Annotated in this window: 15 protein-coding genes and 2 tRNA genes; 8 read left to right on the forward strand and 9 right to left on the reverse strand. The window is 70.5% G+C overall.

Annotation, left to right across the window (positions count from 1 at the left end):
• Positions 1-656: 656 nt before the first annotated feature.
• The 7 genes from ACTWPP_RS41325 (at position 657) to ACTWPP_RS41355 (ending at position 5,345) form a co-directional block, all read left to right on the forward strand.
• Positions 657-914 (forward strand): DUF7218 family protein, encoded by a 258-nt coding sequence (locus ACTWPP_RS41325; protein WP_443109938.1) that lies wholly within the window; start codon positions 657-659, stop codon positions 912-914.
• Position 915: 1 nt separating this feature from the next.
• Positions 916-1,275, forward strand: a complete 360-nt coding sequence (locus ACTWPP_RS41330) for a VOC family protein (protein ID WP_443109939.1) — start codon at positions 916-918, stop codon at positions 1,273-1,275.
• Positions 1,272-1,781 carry a DUF1360 domain-containing protein gene (locus ACTWPP_RS41335; RefSeq protein WP_443109940.1) on the forward strand — a complete coding sequence of 170 codons (510 nt, stop codon included), beginning with the start codon at positions 1,272-1,274 and terminating at the stop codon, positions 1,779-1,781. Before ACTWPP_RS41330 ends, ACTWPP_RS41335 begins: the two co-directional genes overlap by 4 nt.
• A 55-nt stretch (positions 1,782-1,836) precedes the next feature.
• The gene (locus tag ACTWPP_RS41340) at positions 1,837-2,937 is read left to right on the forward strand and encodes a baeRF2 domain-containing protein (RefSeq protein WP_443109941.1); all 1,101 of its coding nucleotides are present in this window, start codon (positions 1,837-1,839) and stop codon (positions 2,935-2,937) included.
• Positions 2,938-3,185: 248 nt separating this feature from the next.
• Positions 3,186-3,908 (forward strand): helix-turn-helix domain-containing protein, encoded by a 723-nt coding sequence (locus tag ACTWPP_RS41345; RefSeq protein ID WP_443109942.1) that lies wholly within the window; start codon positions 3,186-3,188, stop codon positions 3,906-3,908.
• Positions 3,909-3,961: 53 nt separating this feature from the next.
• On the forward strand, positions 3,962-4,780 hold the full coding sequence (locus tag ACTWPP_RS41350; RefSeq protein WP_443109943.1) for an alpha/beta fold hydrolase: 819 nt from the start codon (positions 3,962-3,964) through the stop codon (positions 4,778-4,780).
• Between the two features lies 1 nt (position 4,781).
• Complete coding sequence (locus tag ACTWPP_RS41355; RefSeq protein WP_443109944.1) at positions 4,782-5,345, forward strand: dihydrofolate reductase family protein; 564 nt, start codon at positions 4,782-4,784, stop codon at positions 5,343-5,345.
• A gap of 94 nt (positions 5,346-5,439) precedes the next feature.
• Here ACTWPP_RS41355 and ACTWPP_RS41360 read toward each other — a convergent pair.
• The 8 genes from ACTWPP_RS41360 to ACTWPP_RS41395 form a co-directional block, all read right to left on the reverse strand.
• Positions 5,440-5,512: transfer RNA gene (locus ACTWPP_RS41360), tRNA-Ala, on the reverse strand.
• Between the two features lie 86 nt (positions 5,513-5,598).
• The gene (locus ACTWPP_RS41365; RefSeq protein WP_443109945.1) at positions 5,599-6,030 is read right to left on the reverse strand and encodes a hypothetical protein; all 432 of its coding nucleotides are present in this window, start codon (positions 6,028-6,030) and stop codon (positions 5,599-5,601) included.
• 85 nt (positions 6,031-6,115) lie between these two features.
• Entirely contained in the window at positions 6,116-6,502 is a 387-nt protein-coding gene (locus ACTWPP_RS41370; protein ID WP_443109946.1) for a hypothetical protein, read from the reverse strand.
• A gap of 147 nt (positions 6,503-6,649) precedes the next feature.
• Positions 6,650-6,722: transfer RNA gene (locus tag ACTWPP_RS41375), tRNA-Ala, on the reverse strand.
• 79 nt (positions 6,723-6,801) lie between these two features.
• Positions 6,802-7,464, reverse strand: coding sequence for a histidine phosphatase family protein (locus ACTWPP_RS41380; protein ID WP_443109947.1), 663 nt, complete (start codon positions 7,462-7,464; stop codon positions 6,802-6,804).
• Positions 7,457-7,870, reverse strand: coding sequence for a ribosome silencing factor (gene rsfS, locus ACTWPP_RS41385; protein WP_443109948.1), 414 nt, complete (start codon positions 7,868-7,870; stop codon positions 7,457-7,459). The genes ACTWPP_RS41380 and rsfS overlap by 8 nt, the downstream gene beginning before the upstream one ends.
• Positions 7,871-8,045: 175 nt before the next feature.
• On the reverse strand, positions 8,046-8,651 hold the full coding sequence (gene nadD, locus ACTWPP_RS41390) for a nicotinate-nucleotide adenylyltransferase (protein WP_443109949.1): 606 nt from the start codon (positions 8,649-8,651) through the stop codon (positions 8,046-8,048).
• 50 nt (positions 8,652-8,701) lie between these two features.
• Positions 8,702-9,988 carry a phenylacetate--CoA ligase family protein gene (locus ACTWPP_RS41395; protein WP_443109950.1) on the reverse strand — a complete coding sequence of 429 codons (1,287 nt, stop codon included), beginning with the start codon at positions 9,986-9,988 and terminating at the stop codon, positions 8,702-8,704.
• Positions 9,989-10,078: 90 nt separating this feature from the next.
• Between ACTWPP_RS41395 and ACTWPP_RS41400 the strand changes: the two genes are divergently transcribed.
• Positions 10,079-11,113, forward strand: coding sequence for a M48 family metallopeptidase (locus tag ACTWPP_RS41400; protein ID WP_443109951.1), 1,035 nt, complete (start codon positions 10,079-10,081; stop codon positions 11,111-11,113).
• Between the two features lie 113 nt (positions 11,114-11,226).
• On the opposite strand, the gene ACTWPP_RS41405 is transcribed toward ACTWPP_RS41400, so the two are convergent.
• Positions 11,227-12,981, reverse strand: a complete 1,755-nt coding sequence (locus ACTWPP_RS41405; protein WP_443109952.1) for a TIGR03767 family metallophosphoesterase — start codon at positions 12,979-12,981, stop codon at positions 11,227-11,229.
• Positions 12,982-12,986: the final 5 nt, after the last annotated feature.

Genomic DNA, 12,986 nt, shown 5'->3' on the forward strand with positions numbered 1-12,986 from the left:
CCGATCAACCAAGATCTTTTCGACGGACGGTGACTCCCCAAGATCCCCACGCCACAACACAACGACGCGCCCGAAGACCCGCCAAGATCGTTTCGTAGGAGTGCCCTGCGGGCCGGCCACCTTGCGGTGTCCTGCATCCCGTCTGGGCTTGCCACCCCAGAGTACCCCGGTCCGAGACGAGCTGCGAACCGTTTTTCCTCCGATGGCTTCCCCTGGGGCCGTCCGCCTCACGGCGTCCCGCATCCCCTCGGGGTACGAAGCAGGCTAGCACTCCTGGAAGTGCCGTCAAATCGAACCGTTCCCCCTCTCGTCCGTCCGTGGAAACCCGCTGGTCGCGCGCACTTCACGTGTGCGGATTCAGGGCCGCATCAGCGCGGTGTCGGCCACCGCCGACGGTGGTGACGTCAGAGTGGAGTTCCGTGAGAGGGAGATCGATGGACGATGTGATCCGTGCGGAAGGGCCACGGAAGCGGTTGGGGGCCACCAGGGCCGTGGGCGGTGTGGACACCGCAGCCGTCGGCCGGCGCGGCCTTGACGGGCGGTGCGGGCGTCGTCCCGCACGGCGAGCGAGCTCAGGGTGCCGATGCGCACGAGTTCGCTTTCCGGGTGCCATCGTCTCCGATGTGTGGACCACGTGTACCGGGTAAACGTCCGGTATGCCTAGATCACAGATCAAGGACGAGAAGACGTACCAGAAGCTCCGCGATCGGGGCGAAAGCAAGGAGAAGGCCGCGCGGATCGCGAACGCGTCAGCGGGCCAGGGCAAGAAGAAGGTCGGCAGTAAGGGCGGCAAGAATCCCCCTTACAGCGACTGGACGAAGGACGAGTTGATGAAGCGGGCCCGCGAGATCGGCGTCGAGGGACGGTCCTCGATGAACAAGTCGCAGCTCGTGGACGCGCTGCGCAACCACTGAATTGGAACTCGTCTTCGTCTTGGACTGCTCCGATCCCGAGCGCCTCGCGGACTTCTGGGCTGCGGTGCTCGGGTACGAACGCGGCGGGTACGCGCCGCCGTACGCCGGCCTCACCGACCCGGCGGGCCAGGGGCCGAAACTGCTGCTCCAGCGCGTCCCCGAGCCCAAGGCCGGGAAGAACCGGATGCATCCCGACCTGCGGATCTCCGACATGGACGCCGAACTCGCCCGGGTCACCGCGCTCGGCGCCACGGTGGTCCGCGGCCCGTTCGTGGACGACGGCTGGCCGACCACGGTCCTCGCCGATCCCGAGGGCAACGAGTTCTGCCTGATCGTCCCGCCGGAAAAGGAGAAGACATGAGCGCGGTCGTCGAAACCGCACGCAGGGAGAAGGACGAGTACACCGACGGCGCCGACCGTCCGCTCGGTTCGTACCTCGGCACCCTCGCCGTCTACGGGCTGACCACGGGGGCGCTGGTGCTGGTGGGCCGCCGGTTGCGGGACCGGGCTCCGTCCATCGGGCTCTCCGACCTGGCGCTGATGACCGTCACGACGCACAAGGTGTCCCGGCTGATCGCCAAGGACCCGGTGACGAGCCCGCTGCGCGCCCCGTTCACCCGCTACTCCGGGACGTCCGGGCCCGCCGAGGTGGCGGAGGAGGTGCGCGGGAAGGGCGCCCGGCACGCCGTCGGCGAACTGATCACCTGCCCGTTCTGCACGGCGCAGTGGGTCGCGACGGCCTACGCGGCGGGCCTCGTCTTCGCCCCGCACGCGACCCGGCTCACCGGTGCCACGATGACGGCGGTCGCGGGTTCGGACTGGCTGCAGCTCGCCTACGCGCGGCTCCAGCAGTCCGCCGAAGGCTGACCCCAGACGTCACAATCTTTACGTTTGCCCCAGATAGGGCGGGTACGGCCATCCCATGGATCTGTCATTCCTCAAGACGCTGTACCAACGTCCGGGGCCCTACGCGTCCGTCTACGCGGACCTCACCCGGACCACCGAGGACGCGTCCAAAGCCGTTGAGCTGCGGTGGCGGGCGCTGCGCGCGGACCTGGAGGCCCAGAACGCCCCGCAGGGCATGCTCCGCGCGATCGAGCAGACCATCGACGAGGAGATGCTGCGCCGCCGCTCCGAGGGCCTGGTGATCTTCGCGGCGGACGGCGAGGTGGTGCACAGCGAGCGGTTCACCGGCCCGCCCCGCACGCCCCGGGCGACCCTCGCACCGCTCCCGGACGTCCTGCCCTACCTGGCCGAACGCGGCGAGAAGTTCCCGCACATGGTGGCCGTCGTCGACCGTCGCGGAGGCGCGATCGACTGCGTCACCGCAGAGGGCAGGCACCGGCACATCAACGTCGAGGGCGACGAGGACTACCCCATCCACAAGACCAAGGCCGGCGACTGGAACCAGTCCCGGTTCCAGCGCTCGTCCGAGAACGTCTGGAAGATCAACGCCAAGAAGGTCGCCCACGAGATCGACCGCGCTGCCGACAGCTGCGGCGCCGAGGCCATCGTGATCGCCGGTGACACCCGCGCCCGCACCGCCGTCCTGGAGGAGGTCTCCGAGCACGTCCTGGAGCACACCGTCGAGTCCGACAAGAACACGACCATCGACGACCCCGACCTGGAGGCCGAACTTCGCCGCGTCCTGAAGCTGAAGACGGCCGAACGCATCATGACCGTCGCCGAACGCTTCGACCGCGAGCTCGCCAACGGCCAGCGCGCCGTCGCCGGCCTGCCCGCCACCATCGACGCCGTCCGGAACGGCAGTGTCGAGACGCTGCTGCTGAACGATGACCCCGACTCCAGCGCACGTCTCTGGATCGGCCCGGACCCCGCACAGATCGCCACCAGCGCCGACCAGCTCCGCGAAGAGTTCGGTGTGACCGACCCCCGCGAGGACCGGGCGGACGCCGCCCTGGTCAGAGCGGTGGCGGCCACCGACGGTGAACTCGTCGTCCTGCCGTCCGACGGTCCGGCGCCGAACCTTCACGTGGGCGCCGTGCTCCGCTACACCGCCTGAAGAGCCCCAACACGACGGAGGAGTGGAGGCCCGCGCTCTCCGCGGGAGTGGACCCCGGCGGGAGCACTACGTGCCGAAAGCTCACGGGCATCGGCAAAGTCCGCGAGTCGGTAGGCTTTCCGGCTACGCGGATCGACGCGGAGCCACGACGCGCCTGGGCGTCCCGACCTCGCGGCGGGTCCGCCGGTGGTCGAGGTTGCAGCTCGGCGGCTTCGCCTGCCGGTCCGGACTCGCCTGGAGGGAGCGGCATGTCGATCGAGAGCGACCACCGCGCGTCGGACTCGCCCTACGTGACGCGTGTCTGGCGCGGGCGCACCTCGGGGGTCGAGAACATGACCTCGGTCGCGACGTCGACCTGGGAGCTGGTCTTCTGGGACGACGAAGGCGTCGTCCACGCCGCGGTCCGTGGGCCGGAGACGACCGCGACCACCGCGGAGTTCACCGGTGACTCGGAGTCGTTCGGGATCACGTTCGCGCACGGCACGTCGATGCCGCACCTGCCGATGGCACGACTCGTCGACGGCGGCGTCGAAAGCCCGCACGTCACGGAACGCACGTTCGTCCTGCGTGGCGAGGAATGGGAGATTCCCGGCATCGACAACGCGGAGCAGTTCGTCCAGAAGCTCGTGCACGCCGGGGTGCTCACACGCGATCCGCTCGTGGACGAGGTCGTGTGGGGCGGGATCGCCAAGGTTGGAACGCGGTCGATACAGCGGCGGGTCGCCTCCGCGACCGGGCTCACCCAGGGTGCGATACGGCAGATCGAACGCGCCCGGGAGGCCGCGGTGCTGCTCGGTGAGGGGATCGCGCCGCTCGAGGTGGTGAACCGGCTCGGCTACTACGACCAGCCGCACCTCGCGAAGGCGCTGCAACGGTTCATCGGCCGCACCGCGACGCAGCTGCGGCGGCGCGACGATGCCGACGATCCGATGTCGCTCCTGTACAAGACCGAGGACCCGGAGCGTTCCTAACGTGGTCTCCCGCGGTGATCGACACCGCGGGAGACCGACAAGGAAGGCCCCGAATGTACAACGGCACTGTCACGTCGGCCGACGGAACCACCATCGCCTACACGGCGTGGGGTGACGGCGAACCGGTCATCATCATCGACGGCGCGACCGCGTACCGCGCCACCACTCCCGAGAACCCGGAGACGGCCGAGCTGCTCTCCGGCGAGTTCCTCGTGATCAACTACGACCGTCGCGGGCGCGGCGAGAGCGGCGACACCCGGCCCTACGCGGTCGAGCGCGAGTTCGAGGACCTCGCCGCGATCATCGAGCAGGCCGGCGGCGGCCGTCCGGCGACGGTGTTCGGCTGGTCCTCCGGCGGGACGCTCGCGCTCAACGCCGCACAGGCCGGCGTCCCGGTCGCGCGCCTCGCGCTGTTCGAACCGCCCGCCGTCGCCGACGACGCCCGCCCACCGCTGCCGGCCGACTACGTCGAACGGCTCGACGCCGCCGTCGCCGACGGCCGTCCCGGCGACGCCGTGGCCCTGTTCATGACCGCCGCCGCCTGCATGCCGGAGGAGCTCGTCGCCGGCATGCGCGAGGACCGCGAGATGTGGTCCGGGCTCGAGGCGATCGCCCCCACGATCGCCTACGACGGCCGCAACGTCGGCGACACGATGTCCGGCAGGCCGCTGCGCGCCGACCTCTGGAACCGGATCGACGTTCCCATCCTCGTCATGTACGGCAACGACACCTGGCCGTTCCTCGCCACGGGCGCGCGGGCCGTCGCCGAACGGCTGCCCACCGCGACCCTCAAGCCCGTGCCGGGCGAGAACCACAGCACCACACCCGACGTGCTCGCCGCCGCGCTGCGCGAGTTCGTCAAGGAGGCCTGAAATGGGAAAGGTCGTGGTGACCGAGTTCATCTCGCTCGACGGCGTCGTGGAAGCGCCCGGCGGGGAGGAGTTCAAGTACCCGAACTGGAGCTTCGAGTTCGACCGCGGACCCGACGCCGAGAAATTCAAGGAAACCGAATCGCTCGAGGCCGCCGCGCTGCTGCTCGGACGCAAGACCTACGAAGGGTTCGCCGAAGCCTGGCCCCAGTACGAGGGTGAACTCGCCGACAAGTACAACAGCATGCCGAAGTACGTCCTCTCCAGCACGCTCACCGAACCGAAGTGGAACAACACGACCGTGCTCTCCGGCGACCTCGCCGGCGACGTGTCGCGGCTCAGGCGCCAGACCGACGGTGAGATATCCGTGGCCGGCAGCATCCAGCTCGTCCAGGGGCTGCTCGCACACGACCTGGTGGACGAGATCCACCTCATGTCGTTCCCCGTCATCCTCGGCCACGGCCGAACGCTGTGGGCACAGACCCCCGATAAGACCGCGTGGAAATTGACCGAGGCCACGACGTACGGCGATGGGGTACTTGTCACCATCTACCAGCGCGCCAGGTGACGACCCGCACGACCCGGAGCTTCGACGCGGCGGCCGGGCCGGAACGAGAATTCGCCCCGCCATCGGACGGGGCGAGTTCGTTTCTCAACTCGGGTGGAGCTATGGGGATTCGAACCCCAGACCTCCTCCATGCCATGGAGGCGCGCTACCAACTGCGCCATAGCCCCTCGGTCGAGGAAAAGCTTAGTGCACGCTGGGAGCGGTCAGGACGCGGGCCGCGGAGGGAGATCCCTCCGCGGCCCGTGCGGACGCGTCAGTTCTTCGTCTTGGTGTAGGTGTAGGAGTGCCACTGGTCGTTGATCGTCGGCACATGGATCGTGAGGCTTTTGGGCCACTCGACCGGGATGCCGAGGAGCTTGTTCTCCTCGACGGCCTTGCCGGTGTCGGTCGTGTACTGGCTTTCGAGCTCGCTGGTGTACTCGTGCTGCTGCTGTGCCTCTTCCTGCTCGGCCTCTTCCTGCTGCTTCGCGGCGTTCATCGAGCAGAGGGCTCGCCCGATGTCGGGCTGGTCCGGGAGCAGTTTGAAGTACGAGAGGATGCCGAGCGCTTCGGCGCATTCCTCTTCGGTGTATGTTTCCTCGGCCGGTGGCGGCGCCTCCTGCGCCGTCGCGGGAGCGGCGATCGCGGTGACGGCCGCCGCGGCCAGCGCGGCGGGCAGCAGCCTTCCGGATATCCGGCTTCTCATGGGGTCAGCCCTCATCTCGATCATGCATCGCCACTACGTGGCTGTTCCCGCATGATCGACATGCCGAAGCGCGGTCGGACGAAGGTTAGCCGCCATCATGGCGAACCTTTTGCGGTCGGGTCCCGCCGGGTGTGGTCAACGCGGTTCGGAGGATGGTCCAGAGATCCCGGAAGCGGGTCGCCACAACGCCGTCGTAGCCGCCGGAGGCCGAGGGCGGGGCCGGGCGCGGCGCCGATCCGCACGCCGCGCAGGGCACCGAGGTCGTCCCGGGTGATCCCGAGGTCCGGGCGCACGCGCGCGCCACTGCGGAAAGGCGTGCATCGGCGCGTGCGCCGCCGGTGCCGATCGATTTGCGGACGGTGCTGCGGCCGCCGTCGCAGCCGGACAGCCGGTCGCCCGTCAGCACCTCCGCCTCGGCGGTCTGCACCACGAACGGGAACGGGGTGTCGTCGCGGAGGGTGTCGTGGTCCATCCGCGCGCACAAGGGCGAGAACGTCAGCCGACAGGGCGTGGAGGCTGAGCCCCCATCGGGGTTCCAAGGGGGTCGCCCCCTGGGCCGACATGAAAAAAGGAGTGGCGGCCCGCGCTCTCCGCGGGCACACCACTCCCAATTCGTTCGTGGAGCTATGGGGATTCGAACCCCAGACCTCCTCCATGCCATGGAGGCGCGCTACCAACTGCGCCATAGCCCCGCCGCTGCGTGGACGTTCATCCCGCAGCGCCTCGCCAGTGTATAGGACTGGGCGGGCTGGTCTCGAATCGTTTGCCCGGTCAGGTTCCGGCGTCGGGGCGGTCGTCGCTGAGGACGGGTTCGGGGAGGGTGCCGGCGTTGTGTTCGGCGAGGCGCCAGCCGCCGTCGCGCATTTCGGTGACGACGGACCAGCAGCAGTTGGACAGGCCGCCCAGGCGTTCCCAAGTCTCCTCGGGGAGGCGCAGGAGGTGGGACATGCCGAGGCGGAGAGCGGCGCCGTGGGACGCGACGACGAGCTGGCCTGTGGGCGGCAGGTCGTCCAGGGCGCGTTCCAGGGCGGCGCCGACGCGTTTGGCCACCTGGGCGCTGGTCTCGCCGCCGGGGGGCTGCCAGGCGGCGTGTTCCGCGGGGTAGCGCTCGCGGATCTCGTCGGCGGTGAGGCCCTCCCAGGCGCCGCCGTCGCGTTCGATGAGGTCCCTGTCGTGGCGGACGGGGAGTCCGGTGATGTCGGCGAGGGCCTGGGCGGTGTCGGCGGCCCGGCGGAGCGGGGACGCGAGCAGGGCGGTGGGCCGGAGCCCGGCGAGGAGCCGGGCGGCGCGCTGGGCCTGCTGGACGCCGGTCTCGTCGAGAGGGATGTCGGTCTTGCCCTGGAAGCGGCGTTCGACGTTCCAGGTGGTCTGGCCGTGCCTCCAGAGCACGAGCCGCCGCCTGCCGGGTTCCCTGGCGGGGCTGGCGTCACTCACTCGGGCTCCCGACGGCGCGGGTGCGCTGGGCCTGGTGGGCGGTGACGCTTTCGGGCAGGTCGAGGAGGGGGCAGTCTTTCCAGAGCCGTTCGAGGGCGTAGAACATGCGGTCTTCTTCGTGCTGGATGTGCACGATGACGTCCGCGTAGTCCAGCAGCACCCAGCGGCCTTCGCGCTCGCCTTCGCGGCGGACGGGTTTGGCGCCGCCCTCTTCGCGGAGGCGCCTTTCGACCTCGTCGACGATGGCGCGGACCTGGCGGTCGCTGGGGGCCGAGCAGAGCACGAACGCGTCGGTGATGACGAGCTGCTCGCTCACGTCGTAGGCAAGAATGTCGTCGGCCAGCTTGTCGCCCGCCGCCTCGGCGGCGATCCGGACGAGCTGCGCCGCCCTCTCGGATGCGGTCACGATGCGCTCGCGATCCTCCCTGTAGGGGTCGTCTCCGCTAACACCTTCTCACGGGTGGCGGTCAGCCGACCTCTTTGTCGCCGTTCGACCGCGATGCTGATGCGGTCCTGCCCTTTCCAGGGTATGCGGCGGTCGGGACGAGCGGCGTCCGGTGTGCCGGACGGCGTTCCGGGGGTCAGTGTCCCGGGGCGGCGCGGTAGAGGCCGCGTTTGTTGATGTACTGGACGATCCCGTCCGGGACGAGGTACCAGATGGGTTCGCCGGAGTGGACGCGGTCGCGGCATTCGGTGGAGGAGATCGACAGCGCGGGGACCTCCATGAGGGAGACCCCGCCGTTGGGGAGGCCGGGGTCGGCGAGCCGGTGGCCGGGACGGGTGACGCCGACGAAGTGGGCCAGTTCGAACAGTTCGTCGGTGTCGTGCCAGGTCAGCATCTTCCCCAGCGCGTCGGCGCCGGTGATGAAGAACAGGTCGGCGTCCGGGCCCTGGATCTCGCGCATGTCGCGGAGCGTGTCGACGGTGTAGGTGGGGCCGGGGCGGTCGATGTCGACGCGGCTGACGGAGAAGCGGGGGTTGGACGCCGTGGCGATCACGGCCATGAGGTACCGGTCCTCCGCGGCGGTGATCCTGCGGTCCTCCTTGTGGGAGGACAGGCCGGTGGGCACGAACACGACCTCGTCGAGGGAGTAGAAGTGCGCCACCTCGCTCGCGGCCACCAGGTGGCCGTGGTGGATCGGGTCGAACGTGCCGCCCATGATCCCCAGCCGCCGCTTTTGCGTCATGACGACGAGAATAGCCAGCGGGGACGGTGCCCGTAACGTCCGGGCGGGGGTCAGGCCAGGCCGGGCAGCGGCGGCCCGCCGTCCTCCCAGGAGACCACGCGGACGGCCTTGCCGACCTCGACCCGCGGCACGGTCCCCTCGGGCAGGACGAACACCTCGGCGGTCAGCCCGAGCGACTCGTGGAGGCCGTGGGCGAGGTCGTCGCGGGGGTCGCCCGCCAGCGCCTCGCAGGCCACGAGGAGGCGGACGGCGGGGGCGCGGCGGTCGACGACGAGCTGGTAGTGCGGCCGGACGAGTCCCGACCCGAGCAGGACGCGCTCGACCTCGCTCGGGTACACGTTGACGCCCCGGACGACGATCATGTCGTCGGCGCGGCCGAGGACCTTGCTCATCCGGACCAGGGTCCGCCCGCAGGGGCATTCGCCGCGGTCCAGGGACGCGATGTCGCCCGTCCGGTAGCGCAGCAGGGGCAGCGCCTGCTTGGTCGGCGTCGTGAACACCAGCTCGCCGGGGGTGCCGTCCTCGACCGGGTCTCCGGTCTCGGGATCGACGGCCTCGACGATGAAGTGGTCCTCGTTGACGTGCAGGCCGTCCTGCTCCAGGCATTCGGTGGCCACGCCGGGCCCGATGACCTCGGAGAGGCCGTAGATGTCCATCGCCTTGATCGGCAGGACGCGTTCGATGGCGGCGCGCAGTTCCTCCGACCACGGCTCGGCTCCGAACAGGCCCGCCTTCAGCGCGGGCGGTTCGGCGCCCGCCTCGGCGAGGGCCTCCCCGAGGCGCAGCGCGTAGGCGGGTGTGCACGTCAGGACGTCCGCCTGGAGGTCGGTGAGCATCCGGACCTGCCGGTCGGTCATCCCTCCCGACATCGGCACCACGGTCGCGCCGAGCGCCACGGCGCCCTGGTGGATGCCGATCCCGCCGGTGAACAGTCCGTAGCCGTAGGCGTTGTGGACGATGCTGCCCGGGGAGGCGCCCGCGCACGACAGTGAGCGCGCGCACATGGCCGCCCACAGGTCGAGGTCGGCCTTGGTGTAGGCGACGAGCGTCGGGCGCCCCCGCGTCCCGCTGGAGCCGTGCACGGCGGCGACCTGGTCGCGCGGGACGGCGAGCATCCCGAACGGGTAGTTGTCCCAGAGGTCCTGCTTGGTGGTGAACGGGAGGTCCCGGAGCCCGGCGAGCGTCACGTCGGAGCCGCCGGCGACGCCGGCCTCCTTCAGCCGCCGCCCCTGCACGCCGCCGGCGGCGAGCAGCCGGTCGACCAGCCCCCACAGCCGGTGCCGCTGCAGCGCGGCGCGCTCGTCCGGGGACATCGCCTCGGCTTTCGGGTCGAACATGGGTCGCCTCCCGGCGGGGCCAGAGCCGGACGGGGTCCCGCGGCGGGGAACCCTGCGGCACGGTGGTTCGTCGGAACTACCATGCCAGACATGACGGAGAACACACCGGATCGAGCACGTACGCGGTTCCCGGGCATCAGTTCCCGGGCCTACGAACACCCGGCGGACCGATCGGCGCTCGTGGCGCTGCGCTCGCTGTCCGGGTTCGATGTCGTGCTGCGCAAGATGTCGGGACTCATCAACGAGCGGTCGCTGAGGCTGATGTTCCTCGGCGGGACGGTGCGCGTGGGCGAGGACCAGTTCCGCAACATCTACGACATGGTGCGGGACGCGTCCTACGCCCTGGACATGCCGGAGGTGCCTGAGCTGTACGTCCGGCAGGACCCGACGCCGAACGCGATGGCGCTCGGCTCCGACCATCCGTTCATCGTGCTGAACACCGGCCTGATCGACCTGCTGGACGAGGAGGAGCTGCGGTTCGTCGTCGGGCACGAGGTCGGGCACATCCTGTCCGGGCACGCGGTGTACCAGACGATGATGCAGATCCTGCTGCAGCTCGGGTCGCGGCTCGCGTGGCTGCCGCTGGGCAACATCGGCATCGCGGCGATCATCATCGGGCTGCGGGAGTGGTTCCGGAAGGCGGAGCTGTCGTCGGACCGGGCGGGCCTGCTGGTCGGCCAGGACCTGGACGCGGCGAAGCGGGTGAACATGAAGCTCGCCGGCGGCGTCAAGCTCGGCGAGATGAGCAGCGAGGCGTTCCTGCAGCAGGCTCGCGAGTACGACGCGGCCGGCGATGTGCGGGACGGCATCCTGAAGTTCCTGAACCTGCTCGGGCAGTCGCACCCGTTCGCGGTGATCCGGTTCGCCGAGATCGACCGGTGGGCGCGCAGCGGCGAGTACGAGCGGATCCTGGCCGGGGACTACCCGCGTCGCGACGACGACGGCGACGCGTCGGTCAGCGACGGGGTCAGGGAGGCCGCCAAGTCCTACCGGGAGTCGTGGGAGCGGACGGCGGACCCGTTCGTGGGCAAGGTCCGCGACATGGCGGACGCGGCGGCGGGCGCGGCCGGCGGGCTGTTCGACCGCTTCGCCCGCCGGGACAACGGACCGACGGACCGCAACTGAGACCGTGAAGCCAAGGGCCGCCGCGACACGGACGCGGCGGCCCTTTCGCGTGCCCGGAGAGCCGGCCGCCTGCCCGACGAGCCGGCCGCGTGCCCGGCTTGAGCGGGCGGCCCCTAGAACGGGGCGGGGAGGAGGAGTTCGACGTTGCGGTCGGCGGTCTCGCCGCGGCGGCCGTCGTCGCGGTCCTGCCAGTCGTTTCCCGCCAGCTCGCGGGACAGGGACGCGAGCCGGACGGGGTCGGTGAGGCGGCCGCCGTAGGACGCGGGGCCCGCCGAGTCCAGGATCGTCGCGAAGATCGACAGTGTGCCGTCGCCGTTGTCGGCGAGTTCGACGATGCGGCTCTGCTGCGGGAAGTCGATGTGCGCGGCCGTGTTGACTTCCCAGAAACCTCCCCCGCCCTGGCGGGCGTGCGGGATGACGTGGTTGCGGTGGGTGTGGCCGTTCACCCACAGGATGACGTTCGGGTAGCGCAGCAGGAGCGCCTGCACCTCGTCGCCGAGGACTCGGTCGCCGCCGAGGGCGTTCTCCATGGAGCCGATCGGGTGGTGGCTGAACAGGACGAACAGCCTGTCCTTCGCGGCGTGCCTCACGACCGAGCCGTCCGCGGCGAAGTAGCGGCTGCTGCCCGCCTCCAACTGGGACTCCAGCCACGCGAACTGCGCCTTGTCGAGTGAGCCCTCGGAGTAGCCGTTCTGGTTGACGGTGTCGAGGACGAGGCCGCGCACGATGCCCTTGTCGAACCCGTAGTAGGCCGTCCCCTTGCGGAGGTTGGCCCAGGTGAAGCCGTGGCCGCGCAGAGGCTTGCTCGTCTTGAAGTGCTCGGCGACGACCTCGGCGCGCGACAGCATCCGCCGGTTCCAGTCGGGCGTGACGGGACGGAACAGCCCGCCGGCGCCGCCCTGCTCGCGGCTGAGGCGGACGAGTTCGGCGGCGTCGCCCTCGCGCACCATGCGGGCGAGGCGCTCGGCCTGGCCGCTGTCCGCCGGGGCGCCGATCTTGATGCCGCCGGTGGCGAGTCCCGAGACGAGCGGGTTGACCGGCAGGTTTCCCTGGACGAGGCCGTCGTGGTTGCCGAACACGGCGTACCACGGCGCGTCCAGGCCGGTCGCCTGGAACGGCCTGCGCGCGGCGTCGATCAGGCCCTTCACGCGGGGGAAGCCGAACGTGGCGATCGGGAAGTCGGGCTCTGCGCCGGGCGGCGGGCCTTCGGGATGCCAGTACACGCGGTCGTAGGACGCCCAGTCCATGACGCCCTCGTACCGGTTCGGGTCGCCGGAGTCGGGTCTGATGCGCTCGCCGTCCAGCACGTCGATGATCCAGCGGACCTCGTTGTACTGGGCATTGTCGGTGGTGTCGCCGGTGTTGACGGTGAACGCCAGGCCGAGGCCGGTCGCCGGGCCCCGCCCGACCCTGTTCACCGCCTGGACCATCGCCTCGGCGACCTGCGTCGACAGGATCTCCTGCGGACGGTACCCGCCCTCGGGGAACCCGCTGATGACGTCCCTGAAACGGTCGATGAACTCGACGCGGGCCGGGGACTGCGCGTCGAGAACGTGCACGTCGGTGAGGTGCCCGAAGGCCAGGACGCCGCGGCGGGTGGCGGCGCGGCGCGCGGAGGCGGCGCCGCCGAGGTCGCGGCGCAGCAGGTGCGGCTCACCCGGCCCGCTGATCACGGGACGGTACCCGCCGGCGCCCGCGGCGCCGAGCACGTACGTCCGGTCGAGAGTGGTCCCGGCGGCGGGACCGCGCAGCGCCGGGGCGGCCGCGGCGGCGGGACGCGCCGGGAACGCGGTCAGTCCGGTGGTGGCGATCCCGGCGCCGAGAGCGGCGCCCTTCAGGACACGGCGGCGGCTGTACTCACGAGTCACAATTG

It is taken from the genome of Actinomadura sp. 3N407 (genome assembly GCF_052245875.1).
Classification (GTDB): Bacteria; Actinomycetota; Actinomycetes; order Streptosporangiales; family Streptosporangiaceae; genus Spirillospora.

Coding starts and splice junctions, on each gene's coding strand:
- ACTWPP_RS41325 (WP_443109938.1), top strand. CDS start 657: ATGCCTAGATCACAGATCAAGGACGAGAAGACGTACCAGAAGCTCCGC.
- ACTWPP_RS41335 (WP_443109940.1), top strand. CDS start 1,272: ATGAGCGCGGTCGTCGAAACCGCACGCAGGGAGAAGGACGAGTACACC.
- ACTWPP_RS41340 (WP_443109941.1), top strand. CDS start 1,837: ATGGATCTGTCATTCCTCAAGACGCTGTACCAACGTCCGGGGCCCTAC.
- ACTWPP_RS41345 (WP_443109942.1), top strand. CDS start 3,186: ATGTCGATCGAGAGCGACCACCGCGCGTCGGACTCGCCCTACGTGACG.
- ACTWPP_RS41350 (WP_443109943.1), top strand. CDS start 3,962: ATGTACAACGGCACTGTCACGTCGGCCGACGGAACCACCATCGCCTAC.
- ACTWPP_RS41355 (WP_443109944.1), top strand. CDS start 4,782: ATGGGAAAGGTCGTGGTGACCGAGTTCATCTCGCTCGACGGCGTCGTG.
- ACTWPP_RS41365 (WP_443109945.1), bottom strand. CDS start 6,030: ATGAGAAGCCGGATATCCGGAAGGCTGCTGCCCGCCGCGCTGGCCGCG.
- ACTWPP_RS41370 (WP_443109946.1), bottom strand. CDS start 6,502: ATGGACCACGACACCCTCCGCGACGACACCCCGTTCCCGTTCGTGGTG.
- nadD (WP_443109949.1), bottom strand. CDS start 8,651: ATGACGCAAAAGCGGCGGCTGGGGATCATGGGCGGCACGTTCGACCCG.
- ACTWPP_RS41395 (WP_443109950.1), bottom strand. CDS start 9,988: ATGTTCGACCCGAAAGCCGAGGCGATGTCCCCGGACGAGCGCGCCGCG.
- ACTWPP_RS41400 (WP_443109951.1), top strand. CDS start 10,079: ATGACGGAGAACACACCGGATCGAGCACGTACGCGGTTCCCGGGCATC.